Here is a 17,540-nt window from a genome sequence, read left to right as displayed (position 1 = left end):
CTGCCGGTAGACCTGCGGATCGGTGAACACCGCGCGGTCTAGCAGCCCCCCGTCGGAGTCCACCAGGCCGGACACGTCGATGTCGCGGTGCAATTCCGCGGGTCGCCGCAGCGCACCGCACGGCGGGCTGCTGACCGTTCGGGCGTCGTGGGCCGGGTCGATCGTTGACGTCATGTCACATAGAAAACTGCACGCGCCCGGTCAACCTCTATAGCGCGTTTCGCACAGCGGCACACCAGCTGGGGTTTCAGGGTCGGCGGCACGATGGTGGTGACGTGCTCGCCGCAACCGCCGTCTCACAGAACGCCGCTGACCCATTGTCTGGTCTGGTGCTAAGCGAGCTGGCCCAGCCCCGCCCCAAGCCGGGTTGGGCTGTGGTCAAGGTTGTTTCGTCCTCGCTGAACATGCATGACCTCTGGACGTTGCGTGGTGTCGGGCATCCGGCCGAGCAGCTGCCGATCGTGCTGGGCTGCGATGCCGCGGGTTACGACGAGGACGGCAACGCGGTCATCGTGCACCCGGTGATCGGTGACTATGACGCAGGCCGCGGCGATGAAACACTGGATCCCAACCGTGCGCTGTTGTCGGAGCGCCACGACGGTGCCTTCGCCGAGTACCTGACGGTTCCGCGTCGCAATCTCGTGCCCAAACCGGACTGGTTGTCGTTCGACGAGGCGGCCTGTCTGCCGGTGGCATGGACGACCGCTTACCGAATGCTGTTCACCCAAGCCAACATCCGAGCGGGCGACCGCGTGCTGGTCCAGGGCGCGGGTGGCGGTGTGACCTCCGCGGCGATCAAGCTGGCCGTCGCTGCAGGCGCTGTCGTGTACGCGACCAGTCGCAGCGAATCCAAACGTGCACAGGCGATGAGCTGGGGCGCACGGGTCGCACTGCCTCCTGGCGAACGCCTGCCCGAACGCGTCGACCTCGTCATTGAAACGGTTGGCGAGGCGACCTGGTCGCACTCGTTGAAGTCTTTGCGTCCCGGAGGGACGGTTGTGATCGCGGGAGCGACCACCGGGATGAACCCACCCGCCGACCTAGGCCGAATCTTCTACTTGCAGCAGCGGATTCTTGGCTCCACCGGAAGCACCCGGGCCGAACTTGTGGCCATGCTGCGCATGCTCGAAGCGACCGGGGTCCGGCCGGTCATCGACCGCACGCTGCCCCTGACGGACATCCACAAGGGTTTTCAGCTCATGATCGACGGCTCGCTCACGGGCAAGGTCGTCGTACACCCAGCCGCACCAGACGACCAAGGAATGTCATGACTGCAGCAGTTGTCGGCCTCTCGCACTCGCCACTCATAGGCAAGAACGATCCGCAGCCGGAAACGCTTGACCGTGTCAACGCGGCGGTGCAGGTCGCAAGGGCGTTCCTCGCCGACTTCGCGCCCGACCTTGTGGTCCTGTATGCGCCGGACCACTACAACGGTTTCTTCTACAAGGAGATGCCGCCCTTTTGCCTTGGCACAGAGGCGCATTCGGTCGGGGACTTCGGTTCCGCGGCTGGTCCGCTGTTGGTCGACACCGCGGCGGCCAAAGCGCTAGCTCAAGGGGTGCTGAACCGTGGGGTGGACCTGACAGTCTCGGCCCGGATGACCGTCGACCATGGATTCGCCCAGCCGTTGGAAGCGCTGTTTAACGGCATCGACCGCGTCCCGGTGGTGCCCATCTTCGTCAACGGGGTGGCCACTCCCCTGTGTCCGGTCCATCGCATTCGCGCGCTCGGCACCGCGGTGGGCCAGGCGGCTGCTGAGCTCGACCGTCGAGTGCTGTTCGTCGCTTCTGGTGGCCTGTCGCATGATCCGCCGGTGCCGGTTCTCGACGGAGCGCCGCCCCGCGTCGCCGATGCGCTGATCGGTGGCCATCCGCCGACGCCCGAGCAGCGCAGCAGGGGTGAAGAACGCGTGGTCGAAGCAGGGCGACGCTACGCCGCGGGCTCGACATCGATGATTCCGATCAACCCGGCGTGGGACAACCGCCTTCTCGACCTGCTCGAGCGTGGTGATCTGCCCGAGTTCGATACCTGGAGCGTCGAGGAGATGGCCGCCCAAGGCGGCGGCTCGAGCCATGAGGTGCGCACCTGGATCGCCGCCTTCGCTTCGCTGGCCGCGAGCGGCGACTATCGCATGAATTACCGCTTCTACGAGGCGATTCCGGCGTGGATCGCGGGATTCGCCGTGGCGACCGCGTCCCAAACAGGGACTTAGCCTTAGCCCGACCGAGGGGGTACAACACGTGCACGATGAGGACTGGGAAGAGGTGGCTTGGGACGCGGACGAGGTCGCGGCCCCGCTCGATCTACTCTTGTCGGGCTCGACGCTGGGGGTGGCGCGTCGCCTGCTGCCGAACGCGTCGTCGAGCCGGCTCGTAATAAACCTCGCCAAGCAACCGCGCACGGTGACGTCGCAGACGACCGGCCTTGTGCAGGAACTAATCTCGGTAGTCCGGGGCAGCTCGGAAATTGAACCCGCCAAGGGTGACAAGCGGTTCGCCGACGCGGCCTGGCGGGCCAATCCGTTCCTCAAGCGGACGATGCAGGCTTATCTGGCGGCCGACAAGACCGTCGAAGGGTTGTTCAGCGCCGCGGATCTGGAGTGGCGTGACGCCGAGCGGATTCGCTTCGCTCTGGACTTTTTCACCGAAGCGCTGGCACCGAGTAACAATCCCCTGCTTAACCCGTTGGGGTGGAAGGCCTTGATCGACACCGGCGGCCTCAGCGCATTGCGAGGTGTGCGGCACTTCCTCAGTGACATTGCGTCGTCGCCACGGGTGCCTGCCATGGTGCGTCAGGATGCCTTCACTGTCGGCGAGACGGTCGCTGCCACGGTGGGTTCGGTGGTGTTTCGGGCCGAGGAGTTCGAACTGATCCAGTATGCACCGCGGACCGAAAACGTTTGGTCAGTACCGCTTTTGATCGTTCCTCCAGTGGTCAACAAGTTCTATATTCTTGACATTTCGCCCGGCCGAAGCATGATCGAATACCTCCTCGATCAGGGCGTGCAGGTGTTCACTATCTCGTGGCGCAACCCGACCGCGGCCCAGAAAGACTGGGGGTTGGATACTTTTGGCCGCGCGGTGCTGAATGCGCTCGAAGCGGTCGAGAAGATCACCGAGACCACCCGAACGCACCTGTTGGCCGCGTGTTCGGGCGGAATGCTCGCCGCGATGTCCGCCGACCACCTCGCTGCCACCGGTGATCTTGATCGGGTTGCCAGCCTCGGATTGATGGTGACCGTTCTCGACCAATCGAAGGCCGGATTTATGGCGGCAGCGGTCGACGAGGAAGTCGCCAAGATCGCCACCGCGTTGTCCGCCAGGAAGGGATACCTGGACGGCCGGTCGTTGGCCGAGGTGTTCGCATGGCTGCGGCCGGCGGACCTCGTGTGGCGGTATTGGGTCAACAACTACATCGAGGGCAAGTCGCCGCCGCCGTTCGATGTGCTGTTCTGGAACGCGGACACGACGCGAATGCCAGCAGCACTGCATCGTGACATGGTCAAGATGGCCATACACAACGTGCTTGCTCGCCCGGGTGCGGTCAGCATGCTGGGAACGCCAGTCGATCTCAGTCGGCTCATCCTCGATAGCTACGTGGTGGCAGGGATCGACGACCACATTTCACCGTGGCAGGCCTGTTACCGAAGTGCCCAACTGCTGAGCAGCGAGCACCTCCGCTTCGTCCTGTCGACCAGCGGGCATATCGCGTCGATCATCAACACGCCCGACAACACAAAGTCGACGTACCGTGTGGGCGATTCGTGTGAAACGGATCCGGCCCTGTGGGTGCAATCGGCCGAGACGCACAGCGGTTCCTGGTGGCCTGATTACGTCGCCTGGCTCAATGAGCGTAGTGGTGAGCAGAAGACTGCTCCGCAGAGTCTCGGCGGTGCCGGCATGGCGCCGCTTGCACCCGCGCCCGGCCGCTACGTGCTTGACCGATGACCATGGATCACCTTGTCCCCGTCCTTGGACAACAGATTCGAGTCAAGGTTCGCCCGGGGACCGGTGTGCCGTTGGTGTTGTGTAACGGCATTGGCGCCGGGCTGGAGGTCCTGGATCCCCTTGTGGAACAGCTGAACCTGGACGCCACAGTGGTGCGCTTCGATGTCCCCGGTACGGGTGGCTCACCGAATTCCTCTCTGCCGTACGGATTTCCGTATCTCGCGATGGTGTTGAGCCGATTGCTCAACAAGATCGGCCTGGCCGGCCAGCCCGTCGATGTGCTTGGCCTGTCTTGGGGTGGGGCGCTGGCACAGCAGTTCGCGTTCCAGAATCCACGCCGCTGCCGAAAGCTGATCCTCGTATCGACGGGGACGGGCATGCTGATGGTGCCCGGACGCCCGGCCGTGCTGGCAAAAATGGTGACGCCGCACCGGTTTCGGGATCCCGAATACGCGGCGTCCGTGGCCGGCGACTTGTACGGCGGATCCGCACGCACCGATCCGTTGGTGGTCAAGGAGTTGATGGACCGCCAGCGGATGGCAGGCTCTCGGATCGGCTATCTTCATCAACTGCTCGCGGGATCGATATGGACCAGCCTCTTCGGGTTGCCGCTCATTCGGCAAGAGACATTGATTGTCGCCGGCACCGACGATCCGATCATCCCTGTGGTGAATGCGAAGTTGATGCTTCTGTTGCTGCCCCACGCGGCGCTGCATCTGCACGACGGCGGCCATGTGGAGCTGATCACGAATGCCGCTCAACTGGCGCCGATTATCGAACAGTTCAGAAACCCCACGCTGTCACGGTGATCACCGGGCAAGGTACGTTTCGCACAGCGGCACATGGACTGGGGTATCGCTCGTAATTGCGCCAACGTAGAGACGTGCTAGCCGCAAACGCCGTCACCGACGCTGCCGACCGGATCGCGCTCGCCACTAGCACCGGGCAACCGACTCCACCCGTCCGCACGCTGATCGGCGACACCGACATCGAGACGGCGTACGCGGTGCAGCAGGAGCTGATCGGCCGCCGTATCGCCGCAGGGGCTATTGTTGTGGGCCGCAAAATCGGGCTCACGTCGCCGGCAGTCCAACAGCAACTGGGCGTTGACCAACCCGATTTCGGTGTGCTGTTCGCCGATATGGATGTGTCTGCCGAGGAGGAGGTGCCGTCCGAGCGGCTGTTGCAGCCCAAGGCCGAGGCCGAGATCGCGTTCGTCCTGGGCCACGACCTCGTTGACGACGACTTCTCTGCAGACGACGTCCGGGGCGCCGTCGATTACGCGGTCGCGGCCCTCGAAATCGTCGACAGTCGCATCGCCAACTGGGATCTTACGATCACCGACACCGTCGCCGACAACGCCTCCAGCGGAGTATTCGTCCTCGGTACCAAGCGATTCAGCCTCTGCGACTTCGATCCTCGCAATGCCACTATGCGCATGTACGTCAATGACAACCTGGTTTCTGAAGGATCAGGCTCCGCGTGCCTTGGTGACCCACTCAACGCGTTGGCGTGGTTGGCGCGCACCGCCGCATCGTTCGGCGACCCGCTGCGGGCCGGGCAGATCATCCTGTCTGGCGCCCTCGGACCGATGGTCGCTACTCCACCCGGCACCCGGATCCGAGCCGAAATCGCGCCACTGGGCGAAGTGTCGGCGACGTTCTCGCGAAAGGAGCGGTCATGACGAGGTCCAAGGTGGCCATCATCGGATCCGGCAATATCGGCACCGACTTGATGATCAAGATTCTGCGCACCTCCGAGAATCTCGAGGTCGCAGCGATGGTCGGTATCGACCCCGACTCCGATGGGTTGGCTCGCGCGAAGCGGTTGGGAATTCCCGTCACCCATGAGGGCGTGGACGGCCTTCTGGCGATGCCCAACTTCACCGACATCGAGATCGTGCTCGACGCGACGTCGGCGCGTGCCCATATCGCCAACGCGGCCGCGCTTGCGCCCCATGGTAAGAAGCTCATCGACCTCACTCCGGCGGCAATCGGTCCGCTTGTCATTCCGACGGTCAACCTCGACGAAAGCCTCGACGCCGGAGCTGACAACGTCAACATGGTGACGTGCGGCGGGCAGGCGACCATTCCCATGGTCGCGGCGGTCTCGGCAGTCACGCCCGTGCATTACGCCGAAATCGTCGCGTCGATCGCATCCAAGTCAGCCGGACCCGGCACCCGCGCCAACATCGACGAGTTCACCGAAACCACGTCGCACGCAATCGAAAAGGTTGGCGGCGCTGCGCGTGGTAAGGCGATCATCATCCTCAACCCCGCCGAACCGCCACTGATCATGCGCGACACCGTTTTCTGCCTCATCGGTGACGCCGACCACGACGCTATCCGGCGTTCAGTGGCCGACATGGCCGACCGCGTTTCCCGCTACGTCCCCGGGTATCGGCTCAAACAAGATGTCCAATTCACCGCGCTCGAGCCCGACGAACCGATTCACACGCTGGTGCCCGACGGCACCGGCCCTGTGAACACCAGGGTGGCGATCTTCCTCGAAGTGGAAGGCGCTGCACACTACCTGCCCGCTTACGCCGGAAACCTCGACATCATGACCTCGGCGGCCATCCGCGTAGCCGAAGCAATCGCCCGGCGGTCGAAAACTCCTGCCGCGGAGGCAATGTGATGAACCGTCGACTGTATATCCAGGACGTCACCTTACGGGACGGGATGCACGCGATCCGCCACCGCATCAGCACCCATGACGTCGGCCGCATCGCGTCCGCCCTCGATGCGGCCGGTGTCGACGCGATCGAGGTCGCCCATGGTGATGGCCTTGCCGGAGGCTCGGTGAACTACGGTCCCGGCAGCCACACCGACTGGGACTGGATCGAAGCGGCCGCAGCCAACATTCGCAACGCCGTGCTCACCTCCTTGTTGCTGCCCGGCATCGGCACCATCGCCGAACTCAAACGCGCACATGATCTCGGCGTGCGCTCGGTGCGCATCGCCACCCACTGCACCGAAGCCGACATCTCAGCCCAGCACATCGCCACCGCGAGAGAGCTCGGCATGGATGTATCCGGGTTCCTGATGATGAGCCACATGGCCGCGCCGGCACAGCTTGCCGCACAGGCCAAACTGATGGAATCCTATGGCGCCCACTGTGTATACGTCACCGACTCGGGTGGGCGCCTAACGATGGACGGTATGCGTGAACGTGTCAGCGCGTACCGCGATGTCCTCGATCCAAGCACGCAGATCGGCGTACACGCGCACGAAAACCTCTCGCTGTCGGTGGCCAACAGCATCGTCGCCGTCGACGAAGGCGTGACCCGCGTCGACGCGTCACTGGCCGGGCAGGGCGCCGGCGCCGGAAACACCCCCATCGAGGCGTTCGTCGCGGTCGCCGATCTGCAAGGCTGGCACCACGGTTGCGACCTCCTTGCACTGCAGGACGCGGCCGACGACCTGGTGCGGCCGCTGCGCGATCGACCTGTTCAGGTCGACCGGGAGACGCTCACGCTCGGCTACGCAGGCGTGTATTCGTCATTCCTGCGACACGCCGAAAACGCTTCCCGCCGTTATGGAATCGACGCGAGGACCCTGTTGCTGGAGGTCGGTAGGCGTGGCCTTGTCGGCGGCCAAGAAGACATGATCCTTGACATCGCACTCGATCTATTGGCGAGTGCGCCCAACGAGGGTGCGCCGCTTTCCACATAGCCGTATGGCGAGGAATCTCCGACCGTTAGTACCGCACACCTTCTGGAGGAAATTCATGGCTTTGCCTGATGTTCTGTCGCGACCGCTCGCCCTGCCCGTGGTGGCCGCGCCGATGTTCATCTCATCGGTGCCCGACCTCGTGATCGCGCAATGCCAAGCAGGCGTCGTGGGATCGTTTCCGGCGCTCAATGCACGCCCTTCATCACTGTTGGCGGACTGGCTGGACCGCATCGTCGAAGAGAACGGGGCCTACGCGCGAACGCATCCCGATGCGCCCGTCGCGCCATTTGCAGTCAACCAAATCGTGCACCGCTCCAACGACCGGCTCGACCACGACATGAACGTCATCGTCGAACACCGCGTGCCGATCGTCATCACCTCGCTGGGCGCGCGGCCGGAGATCAACGACGCGGTCCACTCGTACGGCGGGATTGTGCTGCATGACGTCATCAGCAACGAGTTCGCCCGCAAGGCAATCGACAAGGGTGCCGACGGAATCATCGCGGTGGCCGCAGGCGCGGGCGGTCACGCCGGAACCCAATCCCCGCTTGCGCTCATCCGTGAGATTCGGGACTGGTTCGACGGCCCGCTGCTGCTGTCAGGGGCTATCGCACACGGCCGCTCGATTCTTGCCGCACTGGCCGCCGGCGCCGACTTTGCCTACATCGGCTCTGCGTTTCTCTCGACTGTCGAGGCCAACGCCGCGCCCGCCTACAAGCAGATGATTGTCGACTCAACGGCCAAAGACATCATCTACTCCAATTTGTTCACCGGAGTCCACGGCAATTACCTGCGCGGCAGCATCGTCGCCGCCAGACTGGACCCTGACGACCTACCCGAATCAGATCCCTCGGCGATACGGCGCGCGTCTGCTCGTCGGCTACGGCGGCCGCGGGAACGCACGCCTACAACACGGCCTCTAGCGTTGTCCTGTCCAGGCTCTGCAGTAGGTCAAGCTGTGACGCCGTCTTGGGCAGCTCGTAGCGGTAGAAGTACCGCGCGGCGTACCGCTTGCCGTCGTAGAAGCTTCCGTCCTTGTCTGCAGCCGCGATAACCTGCTCGAGCCAGATCCAGGCAATGACGATGTGTCCGAATGCTTCTAGATAGATGGCACTGTTAGCGAGTGTGACATCGAGTTCATCGCAACTCAACAAAGTCGCCGTGGTATCGGACAGCCGCCGCCATGCCCAATCCAGTTGCCTCGCTAGCTGTTCAGGTTCCCCACCGAGCAGATCGGCTTCTGCGATCGTGCGGGCTATTTCGCCAGCCAGCAGCCGAAGACCGGCGCCGTCGCGCTGACGCACCTTGCGTCCCAGCAAGTCGAGGCTCTGGATCCCGTGGGTGCCTTCGTGGATGGCGTTGATCCGGTTGTCCCGATAGTGCTGCTCGACGTCGTATTCGCGGGTGTAGCCGTACCCGCCGTGGAGTTGGATCGCCAAGTCGTTGGCTTCCAGACACCATTGCGACGGCCAGCTTTTGGCGACAGGGGTCAGCAGGTCGAGCAGCAGTGTGGCCGACTCGGCTTCGTCCCGTGACTCAGCACCAGCCGCGATGTCGACTAGGCGGGAACAGTACAGCACCAACGCGAGCGCGCCCTCGACGTAGGACTTCTGGGCTAAGAGCATCCGTTTGACGTCGGGATGCTCGATGATGGGTACGGGTGGCGTCGCGGGATCCTTCGAAGTGATCGGACGGCCCTGTGTCCGGGTTCTGGAGTACTCCAACGACTTCAGGTGCGCGGTGTATCCCAGTGCTGTCGCCGCCGCCCCCGTCATCAGCCGTGCTTCGTTCATCATGTGGAACATGTATGCGAGTCCGTGGTGTGGCTGACCCACAAGGTAGCCGATTGCCCCGGCGCGGCCGCCCGGGCGGAATGCACCATCGCCGAAGTTCAGCAGCGCGTTCGTCATTCCGCGTTGGCCCATCTTGTGGTTGAGCCCGGCGGTGACGACGTCGTTGCGTTCGCCAATCGAGCCGTCGGCGTTTACGAGGTGCTTTGGCACGATGAATAGCGAGATGCCTTTGGTGCCGGCCGGTGCGCCGGGCAGCTTGGCCAGCACCAGATGCACGATGTTTTCGGTCATGTCATGATCGCCAGCAGAGATCCACATCTTGGAACCGAACAGCCGGTAGTCGCTTGAGTTTTCGGGTTCTGCGCGGGTGGTGATATCGGCCAGCGATGAGCCGGCGTGCGGCTCAGATAGGCACATGGTCCCGGTGTACCGACCGGACAGTATGGGCGACAGTAAGGTCGCGGTTTGCTCGGCGCTTCCAAATTTTGCAAGCAGATTCGCATTGGCCAAGCTCAGCAGTGAGTAACTAATGGTGCTGAAATTGGCGGCCTGAAGCCACAGATGCGCTGCCGTGGCGACAACGGCGGGAAACTGTGCCCCGCCGTGCTTTTCGTCCAGACTCATCCCGAGTAGGCCCGTGGCGGAGAATGCGCCGAAGGCATCTTTGACCTCTGGAACCACGGTGACATTGGTGCCGTCAAAGACGGGTTCGTGAACGTCTGCGAGCTTGTTGTGGGGCGCGAAGCACTTCTCTGCCAAATGCTCGCAAAGGGTGAGCACGTCGCCGAACGACTCGGTGGAGTGTTCGGCGAACCGTTCACGCTTCGTCAATTCGTCGACGCGGAGCCATTCGAATAGCAGGAAATCGATATCGCGGCGGTGCAACAGCAGAGACTTCACGGGTCTAGTGCACCCTGCCTATGCGCCGCCGTACAGGCGTTGTGCCGTCTATCGGCACGCCCCATCTGGCCACTGCTACCAGTGATTCCAGTGCAGGACGTGGTCGACAGGGGCGCGGTTGACCGGGCCGAATCGGCCGATGGGGTAACCAATTGGCACGACGGCGAATGTGCGGACATTGCGTGGTATCCCGAGTATGCCTTTGAGTTCCCGCTCATACATCGCATGCCAGGTGGTCAGGCTGGCACCCAGGCCGGACTGGCGGGCGGCCAGGAGCAAATTTTGAACCGCTGGGTAGACGCTGGCGGCGGTGGATAGGCGTGCGAACTTGCAGAAGTTCGCCCCACCCGTTGCGCCTCGGCGGATACCTAGCTTGCCGAAAGCACGTGCGACCGTCACAGCATTGGCGAGCCAACCGTGCATTATCGACGACATATCACAGGACACCACGATCAGCGCTGGCACGTCTTCGAAGTGGTCGGCGAGATACTGCGACGCCCCCAACGTGCGCTGCCATTGCTTCGGTGACATTGTCGGTGGACATGCTTCGGCCTGAGCGGTGACGTAAAAGCCTTGAAGTCGCCTCCACAGCGGCGCAATTCGTGCGATTTGGGTTCGGTCGTCAACCACGATGTAGCGAGTGGTCTGCGAGTTGCCGCCGCTGGGCGCCCACGACGCAGCCTGGATCAGCCGTTCGATCAGCTCACGCGGCACCGGCTCTGGTCTGAGTCGGCGCATAGCGCGCATCGTGCTCATGACGTCATACAGATCACGGCCCGGCGGCCGCGTCCCTGGAGGCAGTTCTTCCGCCGGGTCCGGCGGGATAGCTGCCGTGTGCTCAACGGGCGACGCAGTGATGGGCTGATCCACTATTGGTGTTTCTCCTCGTCTTGGCCGGTGGAGACTTAGGAGGGCTCAGAAACTGGCCGCGCTAGGTATCCGATTGACGCCGGGTCCGTCCCGGCGCCGGCAGCGGGCTTCGGCAGAAGGTCATCAGACGACCTACTTCGATGCGTTCGGGAGGAGTGCGCAGCCAAACTCGACCAGCGGCGCACAGCAGCGATGATGGTGACAGCTATCGGAATGAACAGCGGCGACAGCACTACCATGAGAATGGCTGCGCCGGAAAGGTATTCGGACATAGCTTCAGGACTCCCTCCGTCGCACCGCGTCACTGTGCAACACCTCTCACAGCATCGGCCGCAGTGGCGCAGACCACATCGGTTGAGGTACCCGTCCCCATACCTGTGGGCATACCTGTCTTTGCCCTAAGCCATGTTGCATTCGGGAACCGGTTTCTAGCGTTGAGGTGGCCAGCTGGTGAGGCTGGTCGACGCCAATTGCCAAGGCACGGGACCGGTCATCTCGCGGTGACCCGAGTGAGTAAGGAGCGATGAGCTCAAATGGGTGGAGTCCTTGAAGGTAAGCGAGCGCTCGTTACCGGCGGCCATCGCGGCCTAGGGCGCGGGATCGCCGAGGCGTTCGTTGCCGCGGGCGCAGCCACGGCGATTGCCGACATTCAGGGAGCCGAGGCCACCGCGCGCGAGATCGGCCAGGGCACAATCGGTGTGGCATGTGATGTCCGCTCCACCGAGAGCGTCACCGGCGCGATCGCTGAGACCACACGTGCCCTCGGTGGTCTGGACATCTTGGTGAACAATGCCGGCGTGGAATGCCTTGCCCCGCTACACGAACTGAGTGAAGACGAGTTCGACCGCATGGTGTCAGTGAACCTGCGTGGCACCTGGCTGGTCTACAAGCACGCCCTCCCGGTGCTCCTCGACGGTGGTGGTGCAGTCATCAATATCGCCTCCATCGCGGGGCTGGTGGCGTTCCCGCTCCTCGGTATCTACGCCGCGACGAAGGGGGCGGTGGTGCGAATGACTGAGGCGATGGCACTCGAATTGCGCGACCACGGAGTACGCGCCAACGCAATATGCCCGGGGTTCGTCGACACCGAAATGGTCCAACGCTCGGCCATGGATTTCACAGCGGCCACCGGTATGCCATTCGACGAGTTAGTCAACAAGGGTCAGGGGCGGCTCGCAAGACCTGACGAGATCGCGAGCCTCGCGGTCTATCTCGCCTCCGACGCGGCGTCGTTCGTCAACGGAACCGCCATCGCCGTCGACCGGGGAATGAACCTTCGACGGGGGTGAGATTTCAGGAGGCTCGGCGAGCCATCCACGCGGCCACCTGAGCTCGGGAACTGAAACCCAACTTGGCTAGTATCCGCTCAACGTGACCGTCGGCCGTTCGTTTCGAGATGACAAGCCGCTCCGCGATCTCGCGATTCGAAAGACCGGTTTCGATCAGCGCAGCGACTTCGAGTTCTCGCTTCGTCAACGGTTCGCTCGGTAAGCGTGCGGATCTATGCGCCCCGTCGAGCACACCGAGCACGAAATCGATCACCTCGTCGACATGGTGGAAGGGACTTGCACCATGTCTCTGGATCGCAGAAGGCTCGGGCTGATGTGGGCTGTGCGCCACGGCGAAACCGGACAATCGCGGGCCGAACGCGTCGATCGTGGTGCCCATGGAGCGCCACACGTCAGCCGCGGTACGTGACAGAACCTGCGCCCGGGCGAATTGCTTGCGGTCGTTGGCAATCCATGCGAGCAGCTCGGTCGTGAGCCCGACCGCAATACCGTCGGTGAGCGTTCGCCGGATCATTAACGCCTGACGTGCGGATCGTTCTGCCTCATCAAGGTGACCCAAGGTCCAATGCGCCACGGCGGCCGCCCACTCGGCGTACCCACGCGCGGATCGTTCGCCATAGGTCTCGCACAAGGCCGCGGTTTCGCGGGCTTCGGCCAGCGCTTCCTCCGCGCGGCCATCGAGAGTAAGCGCGCAGGCAAGCATGTAGCGAGCCGTCAGCTCCATCTCACGATCTCGACGCGCGCCGTGCCCCTCCACAGCGAGCCGAAAGCCGTTCACGGCCTCGGCAGAATCGCCGGCGAACAGCGCCAGCAGCGCCCTCCAGTGGTGCACATGCGCGTCGAGCATCCCGTCATTCAATTGCTCGGCAACCACGGCCAGTTCATCGAGCCAGCGTTGGGCCTGCTCATGATCGCCTTGCAACGACGCAATCCAGGTGACCACCCACAGGCAGTCCGCCCGCGCAGGCGACGCTTCTGGCACGGCCGCCAGCATGGACTCGATCCGCATGCGGCCTTCCGCCAGCCGCCCACCCGACAGCCACAGATAGCGCAGCCACGCAAGCAGTAGCAGCCCGGTCTGCTCCTCGCCGGCCGTCGCGGCGCTCCACTGCACTGCGGCCACATAGCTCGGATGATCGAGGCCCATCTGCAGGATGAGCGTGTCCTGATGCGGGCCACACCACTGCTGCAACATCTGCCCGGCCCGACGCAGCATCGCATCGCGGTGTCTGCGGTGCAATTCATCGGTCTCGCCGGCTTGGTCAGCAAGTTCGGCGGCCACCTCACGCACGGCCGCCCCGAGGTGGTATCGCATGGCAGTCGCACTACGGTCGGTAAGCAAAATCGATTGGGCGACAAGCCGATCGATGGCATCGATCACGTCATCGGGGCCGAATTCGCCGAACGCACAGACTTGCTCTGCAAGTTCGAGGTCGAACGTGGCGGGGAACACCGACAACCGTCGCCATAGCACCTGCGCGCTCTTCGGGCACAGTTCGTAGCTCCAGTCCACCATCGACCGCAATGACCGCTGACGCGGCGCGGAGCGCGCATCCGAAGCGGTCAATGATGTCAACCGCTTGCTGAATCGCTCGACCACCTGCTCGACCGTCAGGGCTCGCAATTTGGCCGCCGCAAGCTCTATGGCCAGCGGCGAACCCTCCAACAAGCGACACAGCTCTATGACGGCCACAGCATTGTCGTCGGTGATATCAAAGTCCGGATCGACCGCGCTGGCACGCTCCAACAACAGACTCACCGAGCCGTCGGTGATCAGCTGTTCGGCCGGCGTGCCCGGTTCGGGCACGCTCAGGGGTAGCACCGGCCGAAGCGCTTCGCCGACGACACCCAGCTGCTCTCGGCTGGTGGTGATCACGCGGATTTGAGGCGCCTCGCGGAGGATGACCGGCAGCGTCGTTCGCACTGCCGCGACGACGTGCTCGCAGTTGTCGAGGACCAACAGCAGTTTGCGGTCCGGCAGGAAGGACAGCAGCTTCTCGCGGAGGCCGGTCGCGGACTGGTCGCTGATACCAAGGGCGCTGACGATCGCCGACTCGACCTCGGCGGCTTCGGCGCCGACGCTCAAATCGGCGAGCCGCACCAACCAGGCGCCCTCGGGAAATTTCTCGCGTGCGCGGTATGCCACCTCCAAGGCAAGCCTCGTCTTGCCGACCCCGCCGGGTCCGGTGAAGGTCAGCAACCGCGACTGCGACAGTGTCCGCAACGCGGCATCGAGGTCTTGCCTGCGGGCGACGAGCCGGTTCAACGGCGGACCGACCCGCTCTCCTCCACGTCGAGGGCCCAGACCTGAGCTCATGCAGAAATCCTAGGTGGGCGACATGTCACGAATCGCCGAATTGGACGGCGAGTCAATCGCGGCTGCAGGGAACTGAAGCTCGCAGATGACTGAGGATGAGCGGATTCACCTTATGAGGACATTCGGCACTGGCCAGGTGCGCTGCTGGGGAGACGATTTCCAACCGCGCCCCAAGGACATTGGCCGCGATGCGGCGCGCGTGCTCGGGCGGTGTTGCAGGGTCGTTCGCTGCCGCGATCACCAGCGTTGGTGTGGTGATGTCGCCCAAATCTGAGGCGATATCCATCGTTTCTATCGCTTCACAGCAGGAGGCATATCCCTCGGCCGGGGTGGCCTCGACCATGGCCTGGTAATTGCGGGCCCGTTGAGGGTGGACCGCTCGCCAGCGTGGCGTGAACCAGCGTTCAACGACCGCCTTCGACACGGCTCGTGTACCGCTCTTACGGACCGTTGCGGCGCGTTCCGCCCAGCCGCTGGCCGGCCCCAATTCCGCCGATGTGCAGCACAACGACAACGACATCAATCGGTCGGCGCCGTGTTGGGCCAGCCACATCCCGACCATGCCGCCGAGTGACAAACCCACGAAGTGGGCACGCTGTACATTCACGTGATCAAGTAGTTCGACGACGTCGCCGCCTAGGTCGGCGAGGCTGTAGGGTCCCGCCGGCACCGGTGAGAAACCGTGACCGCGGTGGTCGTAACGCAGCACGCGGTAACCGGCCGCAGTCAGGGCGCTGACCTGTGGATCCCACATGCGCAGGTTGCTGCCGAGCGACCCGCTGAGCACTACCGGCTCGCCGAGGAGTGGCCCCTCCCAGATGTAGTGGAGCGGCACCAGGGTCATGATTTGTCCTGGAGTGCACGCAGCGCCCGCAGTTCCGCCGCGGACGGTGGTGCGCTGACCTCAACCTTGGCGGCGGTCCGCAGTTGCCAGCCTGTCGCGTCGCGAACGTCGTCGACGGTGACACCAGGGTGCGTTGCTGCCAGGACAAGTTCACCGGTGTGGTCCGGGCGGAGCACGCCCAGGTCCGTGACCACCACGGTCGGTCCTGCGCCGCGCAGCCCGAACCGGTGGCGGTCTTCTCCCCCGTGCCCGTGTCCAAGCGAAGTGATGAAATCGACCCTCTCGACGAACGTGCGATTCGATTGCCGCACGACGACGAACACCTCTTTACACGCCGCGGCGATTTCGGGGGCGCCTCCGGCCCCGGGCAGTCGTACTTTAGGCTCGGCGTAGTCGCCGATCACCGTCGTGTTGATGTTGCCGTACTTGTCGATCTGCGCCGCGCCGAGGAAGCCGACGTCGATGCGGCCGGGCTGCAACCAATAGTTGAACACCTCGGGGACACTGATCACCGCGTCGGCGGTTTCGGCGAGGATGCCGTCGCCGATGGATGCCGGCAACCGGGCCGGCTTGGAGCCCAGCGTTCCTGATTCGTACACCAGCACCAGCCCCGGCGCATGCGTCGTTCGAGCCAGATTGGCCGCGGTTGACGGCAGTCCGATTCCGACGAAGCAGCGGGTGCCGTCCCGCAGCGCCCGTGCGGCCGCCACCGACATCATCTCATCCGTGGTGTAATCCAATTGCTCTGTGCCAGTGGTGTTTTCGGTGATCGTCATAAGAGCGCTCCAGACTCGGGTGACGTCGCGAACACGTGCTCGTCCAACCACTCGCGAAACACTGCGCGGTCGCGGCTGATCGCGTCCCAGGCCGCGTAGTATGCGTTGTCCCGCTCGGAATAGTCCTGCGCATATGACGGATGGGCGCCGCCTGGTACTTCGGCGACTGCGGTCAGCACCCAGGTCGGCAGGACGATCGCGCCGGGCAGTGGGGTGAGTTCGTCGACAATCTGTTCGACGGTGACCAGGCAGCGGCGCGCGGCCAACACGGCTTCCTTTTGCACGCCGAGTAACCCCCACAGCTGCACATTGCCGTGCCGATCGGCCCGCTGTGCATGGATCACGGTCACGTCGGGGTTGATCGCGGGTACCGCTGCGAGTTGCTCTCCGCTGAACGGACATTCGATGGTCTTCACCGTGTCGGTGACGGTCGGCAGATCGGTACCCAGGTATCCGCGCAACACCGCGAACGGCAGACCGGAGGCGCCGGCGACATAACGGTTCGCCATGCCGGCGTGGCTGTGCTCCTCGATCTGCAACGGGGTCGGCCATCCGTTCTGGATGGCATCGCGAAAGCGGTGCAAGGAGCCGACTCCAGGATTACCGCCCCACGAGAAGATGAGCTTGGCTGCGCAGCCTGCACCGATCATCTGGTCGTAGACGATGTCGGGCGTCATGCGGACCAGTGTGAGATGTCGCTTTCGCTGCCGGATGATCTCGTGCCCGGCGGCGACCGGAATCAGGTGAGTGAAGCCTTCCAGCGCCACGGTGTCGCCGTCGGCCACGAACTGCGCAACGGCGTCGCTCAGCGATGTGATTTCAGCCATTTGCGCCCTCGGTGATAGCGGAGGGGTGAGTCGCCAACGGGGTCACCGCGATCCGCATGAATGCAAACAGCGGCAGCTGCCACAGGATGGCGTGCAGCTCGTCGTTGTCGGCGACGTCGAAGATGCTGAGATTCGAATACTGCCCGGCTATCCGCCAAATGTGGCGCCATTTGCCCGACCGCTGCAACTCTTGGCTGTAGGCCTTTTCTCGGGCCAAGATGTCTGCCTTGGTCACGGCGTCCATGTCGGATGGCAGGTCGACGTCCATCGTGACGGCGAAAATCACGTTGTCTCCCAGTTGGA

Annotated in this window: 15 protein-coding genes and 1 pseudogene; 9 read left to right on the top strand and 7 right to left on the bottom strand. The window is 63.7% G+C overall.

Features of this window, described 5'->3' with window-relative positions:
* Window positions 1-275: 275 nt before the first annotated feature.
* The 8 genes from MYCSM_RS09525 (at window position 276) to MYCSM_RS35870 (ending at window position 8,675) form a co-directional block, all read left to right on the top strand.
* On the top strand, window positions 276-1,271 hold the full coding sequence (locus tag MYCSM_RS09525) for a zinc-binding dehydrogenase (RefSeq protein ID WP_015305940.1): 996 nt from the start codon (window positions 276-278) through the stop codon (window positions 1,269-1,271).
* Entirely contained in the window at window positions 1,268-2,212 is a 945-nt protein-coding gene (locus tag MYCSM_RS09520; protein WP_015305939.1) for a 3-carboxyethylcatechol 2,3-dioxygenase, read from the top strand. Before MYCSM_RS09525 ends, MYCSM_RS09520 begins: the two co-directional genes overlap by 4 nt.
* A 28-nt stretch (window positions 2,213-2,240) precedes the next feature.
* Window positions 2,241-3,947, top strand: coding sequence for a PHA/PHB synthase family protein (locus MYCSM_RS09515; RefSeq protein ID WP_015305938.1), 1,707 nt, complete (start codon window positions 2,241-2,243; stop codon window positions 3,945-3,947).
* Window positions 3,944-4,756, top strand: a complete 813-nt coding sequence (locus MYCSM_RS09510; protein ID WP_015305937.1) for an alpha/beta fold hydrolase — start codon at window positions 3,944-3,946, stop codon at window positions 4,754-4,756. The genes MYCSM_RS09515 and MYCSM_RS09510 overlap by 4 nt, the downstream gene beginning before the upstream one ends.
* A 74-nt stretch (window positions 4,757-4,830) precedes the next feature.
* Complete coding sequence (locus MYCSM_RS09505; protein WP_015305936.1) at window positions 4,831-5,631, top strand: 2-keto-4-pentenoate hydratase; 801 nt, start codon at window positions 4,831-4,833, stop codon at window positions 5,629-5,631.
* The gene (locus tag MYCSM_RS09500) at window positions 5,628-6,584 is read left to right on the top strand and encodes an acetaldehyde dehydrogenase (acetylating) (protein ID WP_015305935.1); all 957 of its coding nucleotides are present in this window, start codon (window positions 5,628-5,630) and stop codon (window positions 6,582-6,584) included. The genes MYCSM_RS09505 and MYCSM_RS09500 overlap by 4 nt, the downstream gene beginning before the upstream one ends.
* On the top strand, window positions 6,584-7,621 hold the full coding sequence (dmpG, locus tag MYCSM_RS09495) for a 4-hydroxy-2-oxovalerate aldolase (RefSeq protein ID WP_015305934.1): 1,038 nt from the start codon (window positions 6,584-6,586) through the stop codon (window positions 7,619-7,621). Before MYCSM_RS09500 ends, dmpG begins: the two co-directional genes overlap by 1 nt.
* A 55-nt stretch (window positions 7,622-7,676) precedes the next feature.
* On the top strand, window positions 7,677-8,675 hold the full coding sequence (locus MYCSM_RS35870; RefSeq protein WP_015305933.1) for an NAD(P)H-dependent flavin oxidoreductase: 999 nt from the start codon (window positions 7,677-7,679) through the stop codon (window positions 8,673-8,675).
* On the opposite strand, the pseudogene MYCSM_RS09485 reads toward MYCSM_RS35870, so the two are convergent.
* Window positions 8,599-10,095 (bottom strand): annotated as a pseudogene (locus MYCSM_RS09485) (acyl-CoA dehydrogenase); the annotation flags it as partial. The gene MYCSM_RS35870 and the pseudogene MYCSM_RS09485 overlap by 77 nt on opposite strands.
* Window positions 10,096-10,389: 294 nt before the next feature.
* Complete coding sequence (locus MYCSM_RS09480; protein WP_015305931.1) at window positions 10,390-11,184, bottom strand: nitroreductase family protein; 795 nt, start codon at window positions 11,182-11,184, stop codon at window positions 10,390-10,392.
* Between the two features lie 533 nt (window positions 11,185-11,717).
* Between MYCSM_RS09480 and MYCSM_RS09475 the strand changes: the two genes are divergently transcribed.
* On the top strand, window positions 11,718-12,473 hold the full coding sequence (locus tag MYCSM_RS09475) for an SDR family NAD(P)-dependent oxidoreductase (RefSeq protein ID WP_015305929.1): 756 nt from the start codon (window positions 11,718-11,720) through the stop codon (window positions 12,471-12,473).
* Between the two features lie 4 nt (window positions 12,474-12,477).
* Here the strand turns inward: MYCSM_RS09475 and MYCSM_RS09470 are convergent, their stop codons facing one another.
* Genes MYCSM_RS09470 through catC form a run of 5 tightly spaced genes read right to left on the bottom strand, consistent with a single transcriptional unit; the run spans window position 12,478 to window position 17,523 of the window.
* Window positions 12,478-14,790 (bottom strand): ATP-binding protein, encoded by a 2,313-nt coding sequence (locus tag MYCSM_RS09470; protein ID WP_015305928.1) that lies wholly within the window; start codon window positions 14,788-14,790, stop codon window positions 12,478-12,480.
* Between the two features lie 52 nt (window positions 14,791-14,842).
* Complete coding sequence (gene pcaD, locus MYCSM_RS09465) at window positions 14,843-15,634, bottom strand: 3-oxoadipate enol-lactonase (protein ID WP_015305927.1); 792 nt, start codon at window positions 15,632-15,634, stop codon at window positions 14,843-14,845.
* Window positions 15,631-16,410 carry an acyl CoA--acetate/3-ketoacid CoA transferase subunit beta gene (locus tag MYCSM_RS09460; protein WP_015305926.1) on the bottom strand — a complete coding sequence of 260 codons (780 nt, stop codon included), beginning with the start codon at window positions 16,408-16,410 and terminating at the stop codon, window positions 15,631-15,633. The genes pcaD and MYCSM_RS09460 overlap by 4 nt, the downstream gene beginning before the upstream one ends.
* Complete coding sequence (locus MYCSM_RS09455) at window positions 16,407-17,237, bottom strand: CoA transferase subunit A (protein ID WP_015305925.1); 831 nt, start codon at window positions 17,235-17,237, stop codon at window positions 16,407-16,409. The genes MYCSM_RS09460 and MYCSM_RS09455 overlap by 4 nt, the downstream gene beginning before the upstream one ends.
* Window positions 17,230-17,523, bottom strand: coding sequence for a muconolactone Delta-isomerase (catC, locus tag MYCSM_RS09450; protein ID WP_015305924.1), 294 nt, complete (start codon window positions 17,521-17,523; stop codon window positions 17,230-17,232). The genes MYCSM_RS09455 and catC overlap by 8 nt, the downstream gene beginning before the upstream one ends.
* Window positions 17,524-17,540: the final 17 nt, after the last annotated feature.

Origin of the sequence: Mycobacterium sp. JS623 (genome assembly GCF_000328565.1) — a bacterium.
Lineage (GTDB): Bacteria > Actinomycetota > Actinomycetes > Mycobacteriales > Mycobacteriaceae > Mycobacterium.
This window is presented reverse-complemented; position numbering and strand designations above follow the sequence as displayed.